12 protein-coding genes and 1 riboswitch are annotated in these 17,799 nt (G+C 65.7%); of the genes, 6 read left to right on the forward strand and 6 right to left on the reverse strand.

Annotation, left to right across the window (positions count from 1 at the left end):
* Window positions 1-135: 135 nt before the first annotated feature.
* The 3 genes from gcvP to gcvT all read right to left on the reverse strand — a co-directional run bounded on the left by gcvP (window position 136) and on the right by gcvT (window position 4,693).
* Complete coding sequence (gcvP, locus tag CVM73_RS06650) at window positions 136-3,003, reverse strand: aminomethyl-transferring glycine dehydrogenase (RefSeq protein WP_167406698.1); 2,868 nt, start codon at window positions 3,001-3,003, stop codon at window positions 136-138.
* A 165-nt stretch (window positions 3,004-3,168) separates the two neighbouring features.
* Entirely contained in the window at window positions 3,169-3,537 is a 369-nt protein-coding gene (gene gcvH / locus CVM73_RS06655; RefSeq protein WP_100231223.1) for a glycine cleavage system protein GcvH, read from the reverse strand.
* A 10-nt stretch (window positions 3,538-3,547) separates the two neighbouring features.
* Window positions 3,548-4,693, reverse strand: a complete 1,146-nt coding sequence (gcvT, locus tag CVM73_RS06660) for a glycine cleavage system aminomethyltransferase GcvT (RefSeq protein WP_100231224.1) — start codon at window positions 4,691-4,693, stop codon at window positions 3,548-3,550.
* Window positions 4,694-4,838: 145 nt separating this feature from the next.
* Window positions 4,839-4,929: riboswitch (glycine riboswitch) on the reverse strand.
* A 221-nt stretch (window positions 4,930-5,150) separates the two neighbouring features.
* Here gcvT and alaS point away from each other — a divergent pair.
* Both alaS and CVM73_RS06670 read left to right on the forward strand, forming a co-directional pair.
* Entirely contained in the window at window positions 5,151-7,832 is a 2,682-nt protein-coding gene (alaS, locus tag CVM73_RS06665; protein ID WP_167406674.1) for an alanine--tRNA ligase, read from the forward strand.
* 6 nt (window positions 7,833-7,838) lie between these two features.
* Entirely contained in the window at window positions 7,839-9,065 is a 1,227-nt protein-coding gene (locus CVM73_RS06670; RefSeq protein ID WP_100231226.1) for a cyclic nucleotide-gated ion channel, read from the forward strand.
* Between the two features lie 165 nt (window positions 9,066-9,230).
* Here CVM73_RS06670 and CVM73_RS06675 read toward each other — a convergent pair whose 3' ends face one another.
* The gene (locus CVM73_RS06675; protein WP_100231227.1) at window positions 9,231-10,445 is read right to left on the reverse strand and encodes an NADP-dependent isocitrate dehydrogenase; all 1,215 of its coding nucleotides are present in this window, start codon (window positions 10,443-10,445) and stop codon (window positions 9,231-9,233) included.
* Between the two features lie 339 nt (window positions 10,446-10,784).
* Between CVM73_RS06675 and CVM73_RS06680 the strand changes: the two genes are divergently transcribed.
* A complete protein-coding gene (locus CVM73_RS06680) occupies window positions 10,785-11,984 on the forward strand; it encodes a TrmJ/YjtD family RNA methyltransferase (RefSeq protein WP_100231228.1) in 1,200 nt (399 codons plus the stop codon).
* Window positions 11,985-12,069: 85 nt separating this feature from the next.
* Here CVM73_RS06680 and CVM73_RS06685 read toward each other — a convergent pair whose 3' ends face one another.
* The gene (locus CVM73_RS06685; protein ID WP_100231229.1) at window positions 12,070-12,717 is read right to left on the reverse strand and encodes a TetR/AcrR family transcriptional regulator; all 648 of its coding nucleotides are present in this window, start codon (window positions 12,715-12,717) and stop codon (window positions 12,070-12,072) included.
* Between the two features lie 247 nt (window positions 12,718-12,964).
* Between CVM73_RS06685 and CVM73_RS06690 the strand changes: the two genes are divergently transcribed.
* From CVM73_RS06690 to CVM73_RS06700, 3 genes are read left to right on the forward strand one after another with little or no spacing between them, the layout of a single operon-like run.
* Window positions 12,965-13,507, forward strand: a complete 543-nt coding sequence (locus CVM73_RS06690) for an OsmC family protein (RefSeq protein ID WP_027576569.1) — start codon at window positions 12,965-12,967, stop codon at window positions 13,505-13,507.
* 35 nt (window positions 13,508-13,542) lie between these two features.
* The gene (locus CVM73_RS06695) at window positions 13,543-14,676 is read left to right on the forward strand and encodes an acyl-CoA dehydrogenase family protein (protein WP_167406675.1); all 1,134 of its coding nucleotides are present in this window, start codon (window positions 13,543-13,545) and stop codon (window positions 14,674-14,676) included.
* A 52-nt stretch (window positions 14,677-14,728) separates the two neighbouring features.
* A complete protein-coding gene (locus tag CVM73_RS06700; RefSeq protein WP_100231231.1) occupies window positions 14,729-15,607 on the forward strand; it encodes a sulfurtransferase in 879 nt (292 codons plus the stop codon).
* Window positions 15,608-15,829: 222 nt separating this feature from the next.
* On the opposite strand, the gene CVM73_RS06705 is transcribed toward CVM73_RS06700, so the two are convergent.
* The gene (locus CVM73_RS06705; protein ID WP_100231232.1) at window positions 15,830-17,764 is read right to left on the reverse strand and encodes a sigma 54-interacting transcriptional regulator; all 1,935 of its coding nucleotides are present in this window, start codon (window positions 17,762-17,764) and stop codon (window positions 15,830-15,832) included.
* Window positions 17,765-17,799: the final 35 nt, after the last annotated feature.

A 17,799-nucleotide genomic window follows, 5' to 3' on the forward strand; every position in this document is an offset into this window, starting at 1 on the left:
TGACTGATAGGATCGTAGGGTGGATTTGCCGCAGTCGTAATCCACCACCGTGCGTCTCCGCGGAAGCTGAAGTGGTGGGTTACGCCGGCGGACTGCGCTTCGCGCAGCCGCCCGCTAACCCACCCTGTGAAGCCGTCACTCCGCCGCTTCCGCGTAATCGCTCACCGGCGGGCAGGAGCACACCAGATTGCGGTCGCCATAGACGTTGTCGACGCGGCCCACGGGGCTCCAGTATTTGTCGGTGCGCGAGACGCCGTCGGGGAAGCAGCCTTCGCTGCGGGTGTAGGCACGATTCCAGGCATCGTCGGCGATGTCGTGCACGGTGTGCGGGGCGTTGCGCAGTGGCGAGGCCTCGATCTTGAAGCGGCCGGCTTCGACCTCGGCGATTTCTTTGCGGATCGCGATCATGGCGTCGCAGAAGCGGTCGAGCTCCGCCTTGGATTCCGACTCGGTCGGCTCGATCATCAGCGTGCCCGGCACCGGGAAGCTCATGGTCGGGGCGTGGAAGCCGTAATCGATCAGGCGCTTTGCGATGTCGTCGACGGTGACGCCTGAGGTCGTCTTGAGCGGACGCGGGTCGATGATGCACTCATGCGCGACGCGGCCCTTGGCGTTCTTGTAGAGCACCGGGAAGTGCGGATCGAGGCGCGCTGCGATGTAATTGGCGTTGAGGATCGCGATCTCGGTGGCGCGCTTCAGGCCTTCGCCGCCCATCATCAAAATGTAGATGTAGGAGATGGTGAGGATCGAGGCCGAGCCGAACGGCGCGGCCGAGACCGGGCCGACCGGCGCATCGGCCTTCGTCGCGGGATGACCGGGGAGGAACGGGGCAAGATGTGCCTTGACGCCGATCGGGCCCATGCCCGGGCCTCCGCCGCCATGCGGGATGCAGAAGGTCTTGTGCAGGTTGAGATGGCTGACGTCGGCGCCGTAATCGCCGGGCCTGCTCAGGCCGACCTGGGCGTTGAGGTTGGCGCCGTCCAGATACACCTGGCCGCCATGGGCATGCACGATGTCGCAGATCTCGCTTATGTGCTCCTCGAACACGCCATGCGTCGAGGGATAGGTGATCATGACGGCAGCGAGATCGTTCGAATGCTTCTCCGCCTTGGCGCGGAGATCATTGACGTCGACGTCGCCGTTCTTCTCGCAGGCGACCACGACCACGTCCATGCCGACCATCGCGGCCGAAGCCGGGTTGGTGCCGTGGGCGGAGGAGGGGATCAGGCAGATCTTGCGATGGCTCTCTCCGCGTGCGGCGTGATAGCCGCGGATCGCAAGCAGGCCGGCATATTCGCCCTGCGCACCCGAGTTCGGCTGCAGCGAGATCGCGTCATAGCCGGTGATGTCGCACAGCCATTTTTCCAGCCGCGCGAACAGCGCGTGATAGCCCTTGGCCTGCTCGCGCGGGACGAACGGGTGCAGCGAGGCGAACTCCGGCCAGGTCAGCGGCATCATCTCGGTGGTCGCGTTCAGCTTCATGGTGCAGGAGCCGAGCGGGATCATGGCGCGGTCGAGCGCGAGGTCGCGATCTGAGAGCTTGCGCATGTAGCGCAGCATCTCGGTTTCCGAGCGATGCGCGTGGAAGACGGGATGGGTGAGGAAAGCGGTGGAGCGCTTCAAGCCGTCCGGCAGCGCCTCGCGCGTCGCTGCGTCGATCTCGGCATAGGCGAGGGTGCCGCCGAAGGCGCGCCAGACAGCCTCGACGGTCGCCGGCGTCGTGGTCTCGTCGAGCGCGATACGCAAGGTGCCATCGCCAAGGCCGAGATTGATCTTCTCGGCGGTCGCGCGCGCGACGATCTCGTCGCGTTTGGCGCCGGCATCGACTGTCACCGTATCGAAGAAGCTGTCGGATTGCGGCGCGAAACCGAGCTTGCGCAAGCCCGCCGCGAGCACGGCGGTGCGGCGGTGCACGTTGCGGGCGATCTGCGTCAGGCCCTCGGGCCCATGATAGACCGCGTACATCGCGGCGATCACGGCGAGCAGCACCTGCGCGGTGCAGATGTTGGAGGTCGCCTTTTCGCGGCGGATGTGCTGCTCGCGGGTCTGCAGCGCGAGGCGATAGGCCGGCATCCCGCGCGAATCCACGGAGAGGCCGACGATGCGGCCGGGCAGCGAGCGCTTCAGCGCATCGCGCACCGCCATATAGGCCGCGTGCGGTCCGCCATAGCCCATCGGCACGCCGAATCGCTGTGCCGAGCCGATCGCAATGTCGGCGCCGAGCTCGCCGGGTGAGGCGAGCAGGGGCAGCGCCAGGAGGTCGGCAGCAACGATGGCGAGCGCGCCCTTGGCCTTGAGCGCCGCGATCGCGGGCCTGAGGTCGCGCAATGCGCCCGAGGTTCCCGGATATTGCAGCAGCGCGCCGAGCACGTCTGATTTGTCGAGATCGGTGAGGGGATTGCCGACGATCAGATTCCAGCCGAGCGGCTCGGCGCGGGTGCGCATCACCGCCAGCGTCTGCGGATGCACGTCCTTGTCCACGAAGAAGGCCTTTGCCTTCACCTGCGAGTGCCGCTCGGCGAGCGCCAAGGCTTCGGCCGCCGCGGTTGCCTCATCGAGCAGCGAGGCGTTGGCGATATCGAGCCCGGTGAGGTCACAGATCATGGTCTGGAAGTTGAACAGCGCCTCCAGCCGGCCCTGGCTGATCTCGGGCTGGTAGGGCGTATAGGCCGTGTACCAGGCCGGGTTCTCCAGGATGTTGCGCTGGATCACCGCGGGCAGGATCGTGCCGGAATAGCCCTGGCCGATCAGCGAGGTGAAGACCTGGTTCTGTGCTGCGAGCTCGCCCATATGCGCGATCGCCTCGGTTTCGCTCAAGGCCTTGCCGAGATCGAGCGGGGCGGCCTGCCGGATCGAGGCCGGCAGCGTCTCCGCCATCAGCGCATCGACACTCTTGGCGCCGACGGCCTCCAGCATGGCGGTGACATCGCGCGCGGAGGGGCCGATGTGGCGGCGAACGAACGAGGTGGCGGTGTCGCCGTTGGACTTGCGGTGCGCGGTCATCATGGGTCCTCGCTTTAGATTTCGCTGTCGCCGTCATGCCCCGCGCAGGCGGGGCATCCAGTAAACGCAGGCGTTTCGGTTAGGGCCGATGGGCCGCGGCGTACTGGATCGTCCGCCTTCGCGGACGATGACAGTGAGTGTGTGGTGATGGCTCGGCTCATATCCTCACGCCGTGTGTGCCTTGTAGGCGGCTTCATCCATGAGGCCGCCGAGCTCGCTTTTGTCGGCAATCTTGATCTTGAAGAACCAGGCCGCGCCCTGCGCATCCGAATTGACCAGCGCCGGCTCGGCGGCCAGAGCTTCGTTGGTCTCGATCACGTCGCCGGAGATGGGCGCATAGACGTCGGAGGCGGCCTTCACCGATTCCACGACGGCGGCGGCTTCCGCCTTCTTCAAGCTGCGGCCGATCTTGGGCAGCTCGACGAACACGACATCGCCGAGCTGCTGCTGGGCGTAGTCGGTGATGCCGACGGTAGCGGTATCGCCGTCGATGGCGAGCCATTCATGGTCGGAAGTGTACAGCGTCGTGGTCATTGTCTTGTCCTCAGCGTTTGTAGGTGTTTTTCACGAAGGGCATGGCGGCGACCTGCACGGCTAAGCGCTGGCCGCGCACTTCGGCGAAGAGTTTCGTGCCGAGCGCGCTTAAGTTGGTGGGCACGTAGCCCATCGCGACCGGCGCGCTCAGGCTCGGGCCGAAACCGCCCGAGGTGACCTTTCCGATCGGCTCGCCGCCCGCGCTGTCGGCAAACAGCAGCGCGCCCTCGCGCACTGGCGCGCGGCCTTCGGCCCGCAGGCCGACGCGGCGGCGGGATGCGCCGCCATCGAAATGGGCGAGGATCGTCTCGGCGCCGGGGAAACCGCCGGCGCGGGCGCCGCCGCTGCGGCGGCTTTTCTGCACCGACCATTCCAGCGCGGCCTCGACCGGCGTGGTGGCGGTGTCGATGTCGTGGCCATACAGGCAGAGCCCGGCTTCCAGCCGCAGGCTGTCGCGGGCGCCGAGGCCGATCGGCAGCACGTCGGGATTGTCGAGGAGCATCCTGGCAAGGCGCTCGGCGTCGCCAGCCGGAACCGAGATCTCAAAACCGTCCTCGCCGGTGTAGCCGGAGCGCGAGACGAAGCATTTGATGCCGGCGATCTCATGCGGGCCGGCGTCCATGAACTTCATGGCCGGCGCCTCTGCACAAAGTTTGCCCAGCACCGCTTCCGCCTTCGGGCCCTGCAGCGCAATCAGCGCGCGGTCGGCCAGCTGCTCGATGATGCACTCGCCAGACAGATTCGCGCGCAGATGCGCCTCGTCCGCGTCCTTGCAGGCGGCGTTGACGACCAGGAACAGGTGATCGCCGAAATTGGCGACCATCAGGTCGTCGAGAATGCCGCCGTCCGCATTGGTGAACTGGGCATAGCGCTGCCGCCCCTCGGCGATCGCCACGATGTCCTGCGGCACCAGCCGTTCCAGCGCGCGGGCGGCGTCCGCGAGCTTGCCGGATTTCGGCCGCAGCGCGATCTGGCCCATATGAGAGACGTCGAACAGGCCGGCGGCTGCCCGGGCATGAAGATGCTCCTTCAGCACGCCCGCGGGGTACTGCACGGGCATGTCGTAGCCCGCGAACGGCACCATCTTGCCGCCCAGGGACACATGGAGGCTGTAGAGGGGGGTGCGTTTCAGGGAGTCTTGGTTGTGCGCTAGCATCTTAAGGGGCCCTCGGCGGTTCCCGGGGAGGATTCCCCGTGGAAGCCAGTCGAAGCCCCATCTGTCGCTGTGCCTGAGAGTATTATCCCGTCGGCGGGTGCCACCCGGGTTTCAAGCCCGTCGGCGCCTCTTTCCAGATGCTGTCAAAGCCACGCGGTCCTTTTGCCTGAGAGTTTCCGGGGCGGTTGCTCCTTCGGCGCCGGCTACCTAAAGCCGGTCTCTCCCGACGTGGCCGTACGATACAGATGGGTAGAGACCACAGCGCGGCCAAGCCTGTCAACGCGACTTCTGTCGCTTTCAACCGGATTGCGCGGCTGCGGCAACCCTCTGATCTCCTTGCACAGTTTCTGGACAGCGAAGCTGGCCTTGTCTAAAAGCGCTTCTGTCCGCAGATATCAGCCTTAACGTCCGGTTTGGACGGCGAGAAGCGGGCCCAAGCATACCCGATTGGATGAACATGAGCGGCGTCAACGAGATCAGGTCGACCTTTCTGAACTTCTTTGCCGAGAACGGCCACGAGATCGTGCCGTCCTCGCCACTCGTGCCGCGCAACGATCCGACGTTGATGTTCACCAATGCCGGCATGGTGCAGTTCAAGAACGTCTTCACCGGCGTCGAGAAGCGGCCCTATCAGCGCGCCACCACGTCGCAGAAATGCGTGCGCGCCGGCGGCAAGCACAACGACCTCGACAATGTCGGCTACACCGCGCGCCATCTCACCTTCTTCGAGATGCTCGGCAATTTCTCGTTCGGCGACTATTTCAAGGAGCGCGCGATCGAGCTTGCCTGGAAGCTGATCACCTCAGAGTTCGGGCTGAAGAAGGACAAGCTGCTCGTCACGGTCTACCACACCGACGACGAGGCGCACGGGCTCTGGAAGAAGATCGCCGGCTTCTCCGATGACCGCATCATCCGCATCCCGACCTCGGACAATTTCTGGGCGATGGGCGACACCGGCCCGTGCGGCCCGTGCTCGGAGATCTTCATCGACCGCGGCGAGCACATCTGGGGCGGCCCTCCGGGCTCGCCGGAGGAGGACGGCGACCGCTTCCTCGAATTCTGGAATCTGGTGTTCATGCAGTTCGAGCAGGTGACGAAGGAGGAGCGCCAGCCGCTGCCGCGTCCCTCGATCGACACCGGCATGGGCCTGGAGCGCATGGCCTGCATCCTCCAGGGCGTCGAGAGCGTGTTCGAGACCGACCTGTTCAAGAACCTGATCGATGCCACCGCGTCCGCGCTCGGCACCGGGCCGACCGAGCAGACCGTGGCCTCGTTCCGTGTCATCGCCGACCACTTACGCTCCTCGGCGTTCCTGGTCGCGGATGGCGTGCTGCCCTCGAACGAGGGCCGCGGCTACGTGCTGCGCCGGATCATGCGCCGCGCGATGCGCCATGCGCAGCTGCTGGGCGCGAAGGAGCCCTTGATGCACCGCCTGGTCTGGGCGCTGGTGCGCGAGATGGGCCAGGCCTATCCCGACCTGATGCGCGCGGAGAATCTGATCGAGGAAACGCTGCGGCTGGAAGAGAGCCGCTTCCGCAAGACGCTGTCGCGCGGCTTGGCCATCCTCGACGAGAAGAGCGCTTCCTTAAAGAAGGGCGACATGTTCGACGGCGACGTCGCCTTCACGCTGTACGACACCTACGGCTTCCCGCTCGACCTGACGCAGGACGCGCTGAAGTCGCGCGGCATCGGCGTCGACCAGGCTGCCTTCACCGACGCGATGGAGCGCCAGAAGGCCAAGGCGCGCGAGTCCTGGAAAGGCTCGGGCGAAGCGGCTTCTGAAGCGATCTGGTTCCCGCTGCGCGAAAAACTCGGGGCCACCGAATTCCTGGGCTACGAGACCGAGAGTGCCGAGGGCGTTGTCTCCGCACTGGTCAAGGATGGCCAGGAGGTCACGGGCCTCAAGGCCGGCGAGACGGGCGCGATCGTGCTGAACCAGACACCGTTCTATGCGGAGTCCGGCGGCCAGGTCGGCGACACCGGCGTGCTCTCGGGCGAGGGCGGACTCAAATTCCGCGTCACCGATATGCAGAAGAAGCTCGGCGATCTCTTCGTCCACATCGGCACGGTGGAGAGTGGGGAGCTGAAGCTCGGCGCTGCGCTGCAGCTCGAGGTCGATCATTCGCGCCGCTCCTCGATCCGCGCGCATCACTCGGCGACGCATCTGATTCACGAGGCGCTGCGCCAGGTGCTCGGCGACCACATCGCCCAGCGCGGCTCGCTGGTCGCGCCCGACCGCCTGCGCTTCGACTTTGTGCATCCCAAGCCGATCACGGCGGAGGAGCTGTCCCGCGTCGAGGACATCGCCAACGACGTCGTGCTGGAGAACGACGAGGTCACCACGCGTATCATGGGCGTCGACGAAGCCCGCGAGGCCGGCGCGCGCGCCCTGTTCGGCGAGAAATATGGCGACGAGGTCCGCGTCGTCTCGATGGGCAGGACCGCGCGCGAGCGCGGCGCCAACGCGCTCGGCTGGTCGGTCGAGCTCTGCGGCGGCACCCACGTGAAGCGCACCGGCGACATCGGCCTGATCACGCTGACGAGCGAGAGCGCGGTTGCCTCGGGCGTGCGCCGCATCGAGGCGTTAACGGGCAACTACGCGCGAAAACACGCCAACGACACCATGGCGCTGGCGAAGACCGCGGCGAACGAGCTGCGGACCTCTCTCGACGACGTGCCGGCGCGCATCGCCGCGCTGATGGAGGAGCGCAAGAAGCTGGAGCGCGAGCTCTCCGACGCCCGCAAGAAGCTCGCCATGGGCGGCGGCGCGTCCGCGGGCAGCAACGGCGCAGCCGCGGGCGTGCGCGAGGTCGGTGACGTCAAGCTGATGGCGCGTGCCGTGGAAGGCATCGAGATGAAGGATCTCAAGAGCCTCGCCGATGACGGCAAGAAGCAGATCGGCTCGGGCGTCGTCGCCATCGTCGGCGTCACCGAGGACGGCAAGGCCGGTGTCGTGGTCGGCGTGACGCAAGACCTCACCGCGCGCTTCAACGCCGTCAATTTGGTGCGCATCGCCTCCGAAGCGCTCGGCGGCAAGGGCGGCGGCGGCCGGCCCGACATGGCCCAGGCCGGCGGCCCTGACGGCGCCAAGGCGGCGGCGGCGCTGTCGGCGATCGAAAAAGCGATGGCAGGCGCTTAAAGGCCCATGCGCCTCGTTCCGCGAGGACGTGGGCTTCGCGATCCCGAGCTTCGGGATCGCCTCTACGAATTGCTGGAGCACGATCCCTTGGCCTATTCGGTCGGGTCGCGCTTCATCCAGCTCATCATCGGCGTCATCGTGCTCAACGTGGCCGCGATGGTCCTCGCCTCGGTGCCGGAGCTCGACGCGCGGTTCGATGTGCTGTTCAGCGCGATCGCCGTCCTCGCCGTCATCGTGTTCGCGCTCGAATATCTGGCACGGCTGTGGACCGTGGCGGGTCACACGCCGCGCAAGGGCTCAGCGTTGTCCGACCGGCTGGGCTATGTCTTCTCGGCGCTCGGCATCATCGACCTCATGGCGTTCCTGCCGGCCGCAATCGTGCTCGCCACGGGCCGGCACGCGACGCTGGCCGGGCTCGGCGTGCTGCCGTTCTTCAAGCTGATCCGCTATTCGCCGGCGATGCGTTCGCTGCTCGCCGCGGTGCATGCCGAGCGGCGCGCGCTGATCGGCTGCATCGTCATCCTGATCGGCGCGGTCTTGACCTTCGCCTCGCTGCTCTATGTCGTCGAGCGCGACGTGCAGCCGGACAAGCTCGGCACCATCCCGCAGGCGATGTGGTGGGCGATCGTGACGCTCGGCACCGTCGGCTATGGCGACGTCGTGCCGGTGACGCCGCTCGGCAAGTTCATCTCGACTTTCGCGATCATCAGCGGCTTCGCCATGATCGCGCTTCCGGTCGCGATCATCTCCTCGGCGTTCGCCGAAGAGGTGAGGCGGCGCGATTTCGTCGTCACCTGGGGCATGCTGGCGCGGGTGCCGCTGTTCTCGCATCTAGCGGCCGCGGAAATCGCCGACATCATGCGGCTCTTGCGGGCACGCACGATCGAGCAGGGCGAGATCCTGGTGCGGCGGGGCGATGTCGCCTCGTCGATGTATTTCATCACCGCCGGCGAGGTCGAGATCGCGCTGCCGAGCCAGCAGGTGCGCCTTGCCGATGGCACCTTCTTCGGCGAGATCGCGCTCTTGCACAAGACCAAGCGCAGCGGCACCGTGACGGCGACGCGCAAGACGCGGCTGCTCGTGCTCGACGCCCAGGATTTTCACGCCTTGATCGCGCGCATGCCGACGCTGGCCGAGCACGTCCACACCACCGCCAAGGCGCGGCTCGCCGACAGCGGCGATCTCGCGGCGGCGGAGCTGGCGCAGGCGGAGAAGGAAGGCGGAGCGGGCTGAGGCCGACGCGCGTACCTTCGAAGATATAGGGAGTGGCCAACGCCGCCTCCGCTGTCGTCGTCCGGCTTGACCGGACGACCCAGTATTCCAGAGGCGGCGGTGAGTCAGCCGATGGGCTGCGGCGTACTGGATGCCCCGGTCAAGCCGGGGCATGACAGTTGGCTTTTAAGCCGCCAGCTCCTTGGTCAGGTTCTCGGCGACCTTGTCGAGGAAGCCGGTGGTCGAGAGCCAGCGCTGGTCGGCGCCGACCAGGAGCGCGAGGTCCTTGGTCATGTAGCCGGCCTCGACGGTGTCGACGCAGACCTTCTCCAGCGTGTTCGCGAACTTGGCGAGCTCGGCATTGTTGTCGAGCTTGGCGCGGTGCGACAGGCCGCGCGTCCAGGCGAAGATCGACGCGATCGAGTTGGTCGAGGTCTCCTTGCCCTTCTGGTGCTCGCGGTAGTGGCGGGTCACCGTGCCGTGGGCGGCTTCGGCTTCCACGGTCTTGCCGTCCGGGGTGAGCAGCACCGAGGTCATCAGGCCGAGCGAGCCGTAGCCCTGCGCGACCGTGTCGGACTGCACGTCGCCGTCGTAGTTCTTACAGGCCCAGACATAGCCGCCGGACCACTTCAGCGCCGAGGCGACCATGTCGTCGATCAGGCGGTGCTCGTAGGTCAGGCCCTTGGCGTCGAACTCCTTCTTGAACTCCTTGTCGAAGATCTCCTGGAAGATGTCCTTGAAGCGGCCGTCATAGACCTTGAGAATCGTGTTCTTGGTCGAGAGATAGACCGGGTAGCCGCGCAGCAGGCCGTAGTTGAAGGAGGCGCGGGCGAAATCGATGATGGAGTCGTCGAGATTGTACATCTCCATGGCGACGCCGGCGCCGGGCGCCTTGAACACTTCCTTCTCGATCACGGTGCCATCCTCGCCGACGAACTTCAGCGAGAGGGTGCCCTTGCCCGGGAACTTGATGTCGGTGGCGCGGTACTGGTCGCCATAGGCGTGGCGGCCGATGATGATCGGCTTGGTCCAGCCGGGAACCAGGCGCGGCACGTTCTTGCAGATGATCGGCTCGCGGAAGATGCAGCCGCCGAGGATGTTGCGGATGGTGCCGTTCGGCGACTTCCACATCTGCTTGAGGTTGAACTCCTTCACCCGGGCTTCATCAGGGGTGATGGTGGCGCACTTCACGCCGACGCCGACCTTCTTGATCGCCTCGGCGGCGTCGATGGTGACCTGATCGTTGGTGTGGTCGCGGTGCTCCATGCCCAGGTCGAAATACATCAGCTCGACATCCAGGAACGGGTTGATCAGCTTGTCCTTGATGTACTGCCAGATGATCCGGGTCATCTCGTCGCCATCGAGCTCGACGACGGGATTGGATACCTTGATTTTTGCCATGATCGGGGAAGCCTCTTGGGAACGGCGCTGATGGTGCGCCACGGGAATATCCGCCGCCTCTTAGCACCCAGACGCGGCGGGCGAAAGCCAAGGGATTATGCACTTTTAGCTCATCCAGCTTCCCCAGACGGGGAGCGGCCAACCGCCCCGCAGCCGGGTCCGGGCTCACGTTCCCAGCGAGATTCAAAAGTCGAATCCAACCCGTTATTTCCCTTGAGAATTTCGTCAGGACAGGCAAACGACAGGCGGGCAGCGCCCAGGCTGGCCGGTGGCCGGCTTGAATCAATTCCTAAGCCGGCCTTGCCAAGGCCTTGAGAGACAGTGTGAAAGCGAAGCGAGATGTCGGGGACTGATAGAAGCAAGGCGGGCCTTTCCCTCGACGGACCCATCGTCATCCTGGTCGAGCCGCAGCTGGGTGAAAACATCGGCATGGCCGCACGCGCCATGGGCAATTTCGCGCTCGGCGCCTTGCGCATCGTCAACCCCCGGGACGGCTGGCCCAACATCGCGGCACAGCGGGCCGCCGCCGGAGCTGACCACATTCTGGAGAAGGTCGAATTGTTCGACACGGTGGAGCAGGCGGTCGCCGACCTCGACCTGCTGTTCGCCACCACGGCTCGTCCCCACGACCAGGCCAAGCCCGTGGTCGGGCCGGCGGCCGCAGCGAGCGAGATCGCCGGGCACGTCGCGACCGGCGGCAGGTGCGGCATCCTGTTCGGCCGGGAGCGCTGGGGCCTGACCAACGAGGAGGTCGCGCTCTCCAACCGCATCATCACCTTCCCGGTCAATCCGGGCTTCGCCTCGCTCAACCTCGCCCAGGCCGTGCTGCTGATCGGCTATGAATGGTTCAAGCTGGCGACCTCAGGCGCGCTGCCGCATGCCATGCCTGAAAGATCCGAGCGCGCCTCGCAGCACCAGATGCAGGCCTTCTTCGACAATCTCGTGCGCGAGCTCGACAAGGTCGAATTCCTGCGCCCGGCCGAGAAGCGCGACACCATGCTGGTGAACCTGCGCAACATCTTCAGCCGGATGGAGCCGACCAAGCAGGACATGCACACCCTCCATGGAGTCGTCATGGCGATCGCGGAGGGACGCAAGGGCCCGGCCAAGGGCGGCGTGCTCGACGGCGCGCAGGCGACGCGCCTGCGTGCGCTCTTGGCCGAGCACGGCCAGGGCGGCGGCGTGCCTGACAGCGGCTCGACCGTGCGCGGCCTCGCTCGGCTGCTCCGTCGCAACCCCACTGACGCCGAGCGGCTGCTCTGGCAGGCCCTGACCCGTGACCGCCGCTTCGCCGGCCAGTTCAAGCGCCAGACCCCGGTGGGGCGCCATATCCCGGACTTCGTCTCGTTTCCGCACCGGATCGCGATCGAACTGGTGAACCCGGGCGAGGGGGAGGCGATCGCCGCGGACCGTGCGTCGCGGCGGGCGTGGTTGGAAGCGCGGGACTATCGGGTGCTCGACATTCGCGCGGCGGATGTCGAGCGCGATCTGGAGGCGGAGCTGGAGCGGCTGCAGGGGATGATGGCGCAAGAGTCGTAGCTCTTGTAGCCCGGATGAGCGAAGCGATATCCGGGGAAAGGTCCCGCATGTCGCTTCGCTCATGCGGGCTACGGGATGGGCGCGTTCACACCGCCTCCAGCTGATCCGCTACGCGCTTCTTCTTCGCCTTCGTCTGACCGAGCAGGGGCCCCGCCGTGAGCGCCGCCGTATCCGCCACGCCTGGATCGCGCGAGATCATCGCTGCGACGATGGCGCCGTCGATGATGAGGCCGAGCTGATGCGCCAGCACGGCAGGCTCGCTCGAGCCAAGCTCGCCGGCGAGCTTCTCGATGTGGCCGAGCACGATCTTCTTGTGCTTCAGTGCGATGTTGCGAAACTGCTTTGCGTCCTTGTCGTGCTCGCCGACGGCGTTGATGAAGGGGCAGCCGTAGAAGCGCTCCTCGGCAAACCAGCTCTTCAGCGCCGGGAAGATGCGCGTGAGCTTGGTCTGCGCATCGCCGCCGCCTGCTTCCATGGCGCCGATGAACCATTCGCGCCACTGTTTGCCTTCGCTCTCCAGCACGGCGTTGACGAGATTGGTCTTGGAGCCGAACAATTTATAGAGCGTGGTCTTCGCGGTGCCGGCCTCCTCGATGATCGCATCGATGCCGGTGGCGTTGATGCCGTTCTTGCAGAACAGGTGCGTCGCGGCACTGAGCAGGCGCCCGCGCGCGGATTCGTCGTCGCCGGCACCGGCGTGCGGTGAATTCTTCTTGGATGACGTCTTTGCCATGAGCGCCAACTTAATCGTAGCCGCGTCACATCAGCAAGCCGCATCTGTTCGGCGCTGAAAAGATTCGCATGGCAGAGCGCATCTGCATCGCCTTTGAGCAAAGGGCGGCTGATCAATCCGCAGGCAGCGACGCTTAAGCGGCTCCAATGTTTCGCATTTCGCTTTTGGCCTCGTCTGGCACGCTCCATGCAGGGAAACAGACCGTTCGGTATCCTACCGATTTCCACTTCTGCCAGGGAGAAGACTGATGACTGCCGTCGTCCAAAAGACAGTGCTGACGGGTTGCCTCGCGCCCATCGACAAGAACGGGCTCGAGCAACTGATTGCCAATGGCAAGGCAAATCCGAAGGTCATCAAGACCTTGAAGTGCAAGACGGTCGCGGAGGGAAAATTCCGCCACGCCAACTACATCCGCAATCTGCCGCCCTACATCGTCGACGAGCCGCCGGGGCTGCTGGGCGACGACACTGCGCCCAATCCGTCCGAAGCTTCGCTTGCCGCGCTCGGCTCGTGCCTCGCGGTCGGCCTGCACGCCAACGCCGTGCACCGCGGCTGGATCGTCAACAAGCTCGAGCTGGAGCTCGAAGGCGATCTCAACATCACCGCGGTCTGGGGCACCGGCGACACCTCCGACAAGCCGGTCGGCTTCACGGATGTCCGTGTCAAGGTCGACATGGAATGCGAGGGCATCTCGCCGGACGAGATCAACGCGCTGGTCGCCCATGTCAAGAAATGGTCGCCGGTCGCCAACACCTTCACCCGCCCCGTCAATCTCGAGGTCGGCATCTAGCAGCGGCAACAGGACACAGGGTGCGGGAGACGATCATGGGTTCACTGGCTTTATCACGGGCCGAAGTTCTGGATCAGCCCGCACCGTCCATTGCGGGCGAGGTGGCGCGGATCGCGCGCGAGCAGCTCGCGCCGCTTGCCGCCGGCATCGACGACGGATCGGTCTATCCGGCCGAGGTGCTGCGCAAGTTCGGTGCGGTCGGCGCGTGGGGCAGTCACGTGCCTCACGAGGGGCCCGCCGATCTGCGCTGCGCGATCCAGGCGATGGCGGTGATCGGCGAGGTCTGCGGGGCTACGGCCTTCATGGCATGGTGCCAGAACACGCTGGTCTGGTACGCGGCGAACTCGACCAATCTGAAGCTGGCCAAGCGTTTTGGAGATGCGTTCTCAACCGGACGCGCGCTCGGCGGCACCGGCCTGTCCAACCCGATGAAGAGCTTCTTCGGCATCGAGAAGCTCAAGCTGAAGGGAAAGAAGGTCGAGGGCGGCTATATCGTCCGCGGCGCGCTGCCCTGGGTCTCCAATCTCGGCCCCGATCATTTCTTCGGCACGATTTTCGAGCGCGAGGATGATCAGGGCATCGCAAGGGGCGAGCCCGGCACGGTCATGTTCCTGGCCGACTGCTCCGACCCCGCGATCACGCTGACGCCATGCAAGCCATTCCTCGCCATGGACGGCACCGGCACCTATGGCGTGCAGTTCCGCGACGCCTTTGTCCCCGATGAGCTGATCCTCGCCGATCCCGCCGGGCCCTTCGTGAAGAAGATCCGCGCCGGCTTCATCCTGCTTCAGGCCGGCATGGCGCTCGGCCTCATCAAGGATTGCATCAACATCATGGGCGAGGTTGGCAATCCTCTCGGCCATATCAACCGCTATCTGCCGCAGCAGCCGGTGCATTTCCGCGATCTCGCTGCCGAGCTCGAGGCCGAGACCATGGCGCTGGCGCGCGATCCCTACAACGCGGAGGAGACCTACTGGCGCAAGGTGATCGCGCTTCGGCTGCGCGCCGGCGATGCCAGCGTCGCGGCGGCGCATGCGGCGATGCTGCATTGTGGCGCGCGCGGCTACCTGAAGAGCCACCGCGCGCAGCGGCGTCTGCGCGAGGCCTATTTCGTCGCGATCGTCACGCCTGCCACCAAGCAGCTGCGCAAGATGCTCGCCGACAGCTGAGTTTTTGCGAGTCCACCCCGAAGACCACCTAACCTCAACGGAGAGGCTGCCAATGACGGACGTTCTGATCTCTGCCAGCGAACTTGCCGATCTCTTGAAGACCGAGCCGTGTGTCGTGATCGACACCCGCAATCCCGACGCCTACGGCGCCGGGCATCTGCCCGACGCCGTGAACGTGCACGACATCTTCACCTTCCTCGCCACCTCGACGCCCGAGGGTATCAGCGAGCTGAAGACCAAATTCGCCGACGCGTTCGGCGCCGCCGGTCTCTCCGGCAAGGAAACGGCCGTGGTCTACGAGCAGTCGATGAATTCCGGCTTCGGTCAGTCCTGCCGCGGCTATTATCTGCTCACCATGCTCGGCTATCCCAAGGTGAAGGTGCTGCACGGCGGCTTCGACGCCTGGGCAGCCGCGGGCTTGCCGGTGACGAAGGACGTTCCGGCCCCAGTGAAGGCCTCGTTCCCGATCGTGCCTGAAGCGGGCGAGATCCTGATCGATGCCAAGACCATGCTCGCCGCCGTCGGCAAGCCCGGCATCGCGATCCTCGACGTGCGCGACGTCGATGAGTGGATCGGTGACAGCTCTTCTCCTTATGGGAAGGATTTCTGCCCGCGCAAGGGCCGCATCCCCGGCGCGGTGTGGCTGGAATGGTACCGCATGATGAAGCCGACTGCCGATGGCCCGCGCTTCAAGTCAAAGGATGAAATCCTGGCCGAATGCGCCACCGTCGGCATCTCGCAGACGACGCCGGTGTACCTCTACTGCTTCAAGGGCGCGCGCGCCTCGAACACGTTCCTGGCGCTGAAGAACGCCGGCGTGAAGGACGTGCGGATGTATTTCGGCTCCTGGAACGAATGGTCGCGCGATCCGTCGCTGCCGATCGAGCAGGGCTTGCCGATCGCATCTGATGTGACGACCAAGGCGGCGTGAGTGTCGCGCGTCGACCGTAGTGCTGGTTCACCTCTCCCCGACGGGGAGAGGTCGGATTGCTATGGCGCGCAATTGCGCGCTGAGCAATCCGGGTGAGGGGCCGCCGCGTTCGGTGAGCCTGTAACCCCTCACCCGGATCGCATCTTTCGATGCGATCCGACCTCTCCCTACGGGAGAGGTGTCGCCTCGGCTCGCATCGATTCAACCAAAGCTCAACCCTGATCAACTGTTCACGCCTGGTCGCGGACGAGGCGTGATCCCCAGCGCCTTGATCCGCGAGGCGAGCGTGGTCGGCTTGATGTCGAGCATCTCGGCCGCGCCGCCGGGGCCAAAGACTTTTCCGGCGCAGGCCTCGAGCGCGGCCAGGATGTTGGCGCGCTCGTGGTCGCGCATTTCCGACGACGTCATGACGGCGGGACGCGCGTCGAGCTTCTGGCGGGTGGCACCGCTAGGCGCTTGCGCGCCGGAGGCGTCAGGCAGATCGATGCGCAGGCGGCCGTTCTGCGACAGGATCGCGGCGCGCTCGATCACGTTCTGCAGTTCGCGGACATTGCCGGGCCAGTCATAGCGGGTGAGCCGCCGCGCATCGCCTTCCGACAGGCGCAAATTCGACTTCAGCGCCTTGCTCTCGCGCGTCAGGAAATGCTGCGCGAGCAGGGGAATGTCCTCGCGCCGCTCGCGCAAAGGCACGGTCTCGATCGGGAAAACGTTGAGGCGGAAATAGAGGTCCTCGCGAAACCGGCCGCGCTGCACCTCCTGCTTGAGATCGCGGTTGGTCGCGGCGATGACGCGGACGTCAACCGCGCGGGTGCGCTCCTGGCCGACGCGCTCGAAATTCCCCTCCTGCAATACGCGCAGCAGCTTGCCTTGCAATTCGAGCGGTATCTCGCCGACCTCGTCGAGGAACAGCGTGCCGCCGTCGGCGAGCTCGAAGCGGCCGATACGGTCGCGGGTTGCGCCGGTGAAGGCGCCGCGGACATGGCCGAAGAACTCGCTCTCGAACAACTCGCGCGGGATCGCGGCGCAGTTGACGCGGATCAGCGGCCGGTCGCTGCGGGTGGAATCCTCGTGGATGGCGCGCGCGATCAGCTCCTTGCCGGTGCCGGATTCGCCGTTGATCATCACCGCCGCCGTCGTCGGTGCCACCAGCTTGACCTGCCGCAGCGTCTTCTGGATCGCCTCGCTTTGACCGATGATGCCGCGCGGATTGGTCTCGATGCGGATTTCCTCCTGGAGATAGGCGTTTTCCAGCTCCAGCCGCTCGCGCAGACGGTCGACCTCGGCAAGGGCGGCGTGCAGCTTCTCGTCGGCCTCGCGGCGCTGGCTGACGTCGCGAAACACCACGACGGCGCCGACGACGACACCGCGATCGCGGATCGGCGTTGAGGTGTATTCGACCCAGGCCGGCGAGCCGTCCTTGCGCCAAAACACCTCGCCGTCGACCTGGTGCACGGCGCCGTCGCGGAACGCCGCATAGATCGGACAGTCATGGTTGTGATAGTGCCGGCCGTCGTGATGGGTGTGGTGGACGATCGGATGGATCTCCTTGCCGACCAGCTCTTCCGCCGTCCAGCCCAGCATGCGCTCGGCCGCGGGATTGACGAAGGTGGTCTTGCCTTCCGCGTTCACGCCATAGATGCCTTCACCGGCGGCGCGCAGGATCAGCTGGTTCTCGCGCTCGATGTCCTGGAACACGCGCTCGACGCGCTGCCAGGTCGTGATGCCGCCGCGCATATGATCTTCGGCGGCGGCATCGACATTGCGCCGGCGGCGCGCTTCGAGATCGGTGAGGGTGAGCTGCACCAGCGTGCGGCCGTCATGGGGCAGCACGCAGCCGGAATATTCCAGCCTGAGATCCTGTCCGGTGGCGTGGCGGGGCTTGAGCGCCGTGGTCCAGTAGGCGCCCTTGTGCAGCACCGCCTGGGTGAAGACGGTGAGGGCAGGGAGCTCGCCGGCGTGAAGCGTGCTCGCCTTCGTCTGCCGCAGCAGCGCGCGGTCATAGCCGAGCAGGGCGCAGGCGGCGGGATTGGCATCGACGATCTGGTCGCCATAAGGATCAACCAGCAGCGTGGCCTCGACCGAAGATTCGAAGGCTGCGACGCGCGGGTCGAGGGTCTCGGCGGTATCGTCATGGGCCAGCATTGGCGTCGTTGCCATTACGAAATCTCGTCATTGAACTACGAAATCTCGTT

This window comes from Bradyrhizobium forestalis (assembly GCF_002795245.1).
Lineage (GTDB): Bacteria > Pseudomonadota > Alphaproteobacteria > Rhizobiales > Xanthobacteraceae > Bradyrhizobium > Bradyrhizobium forestalis.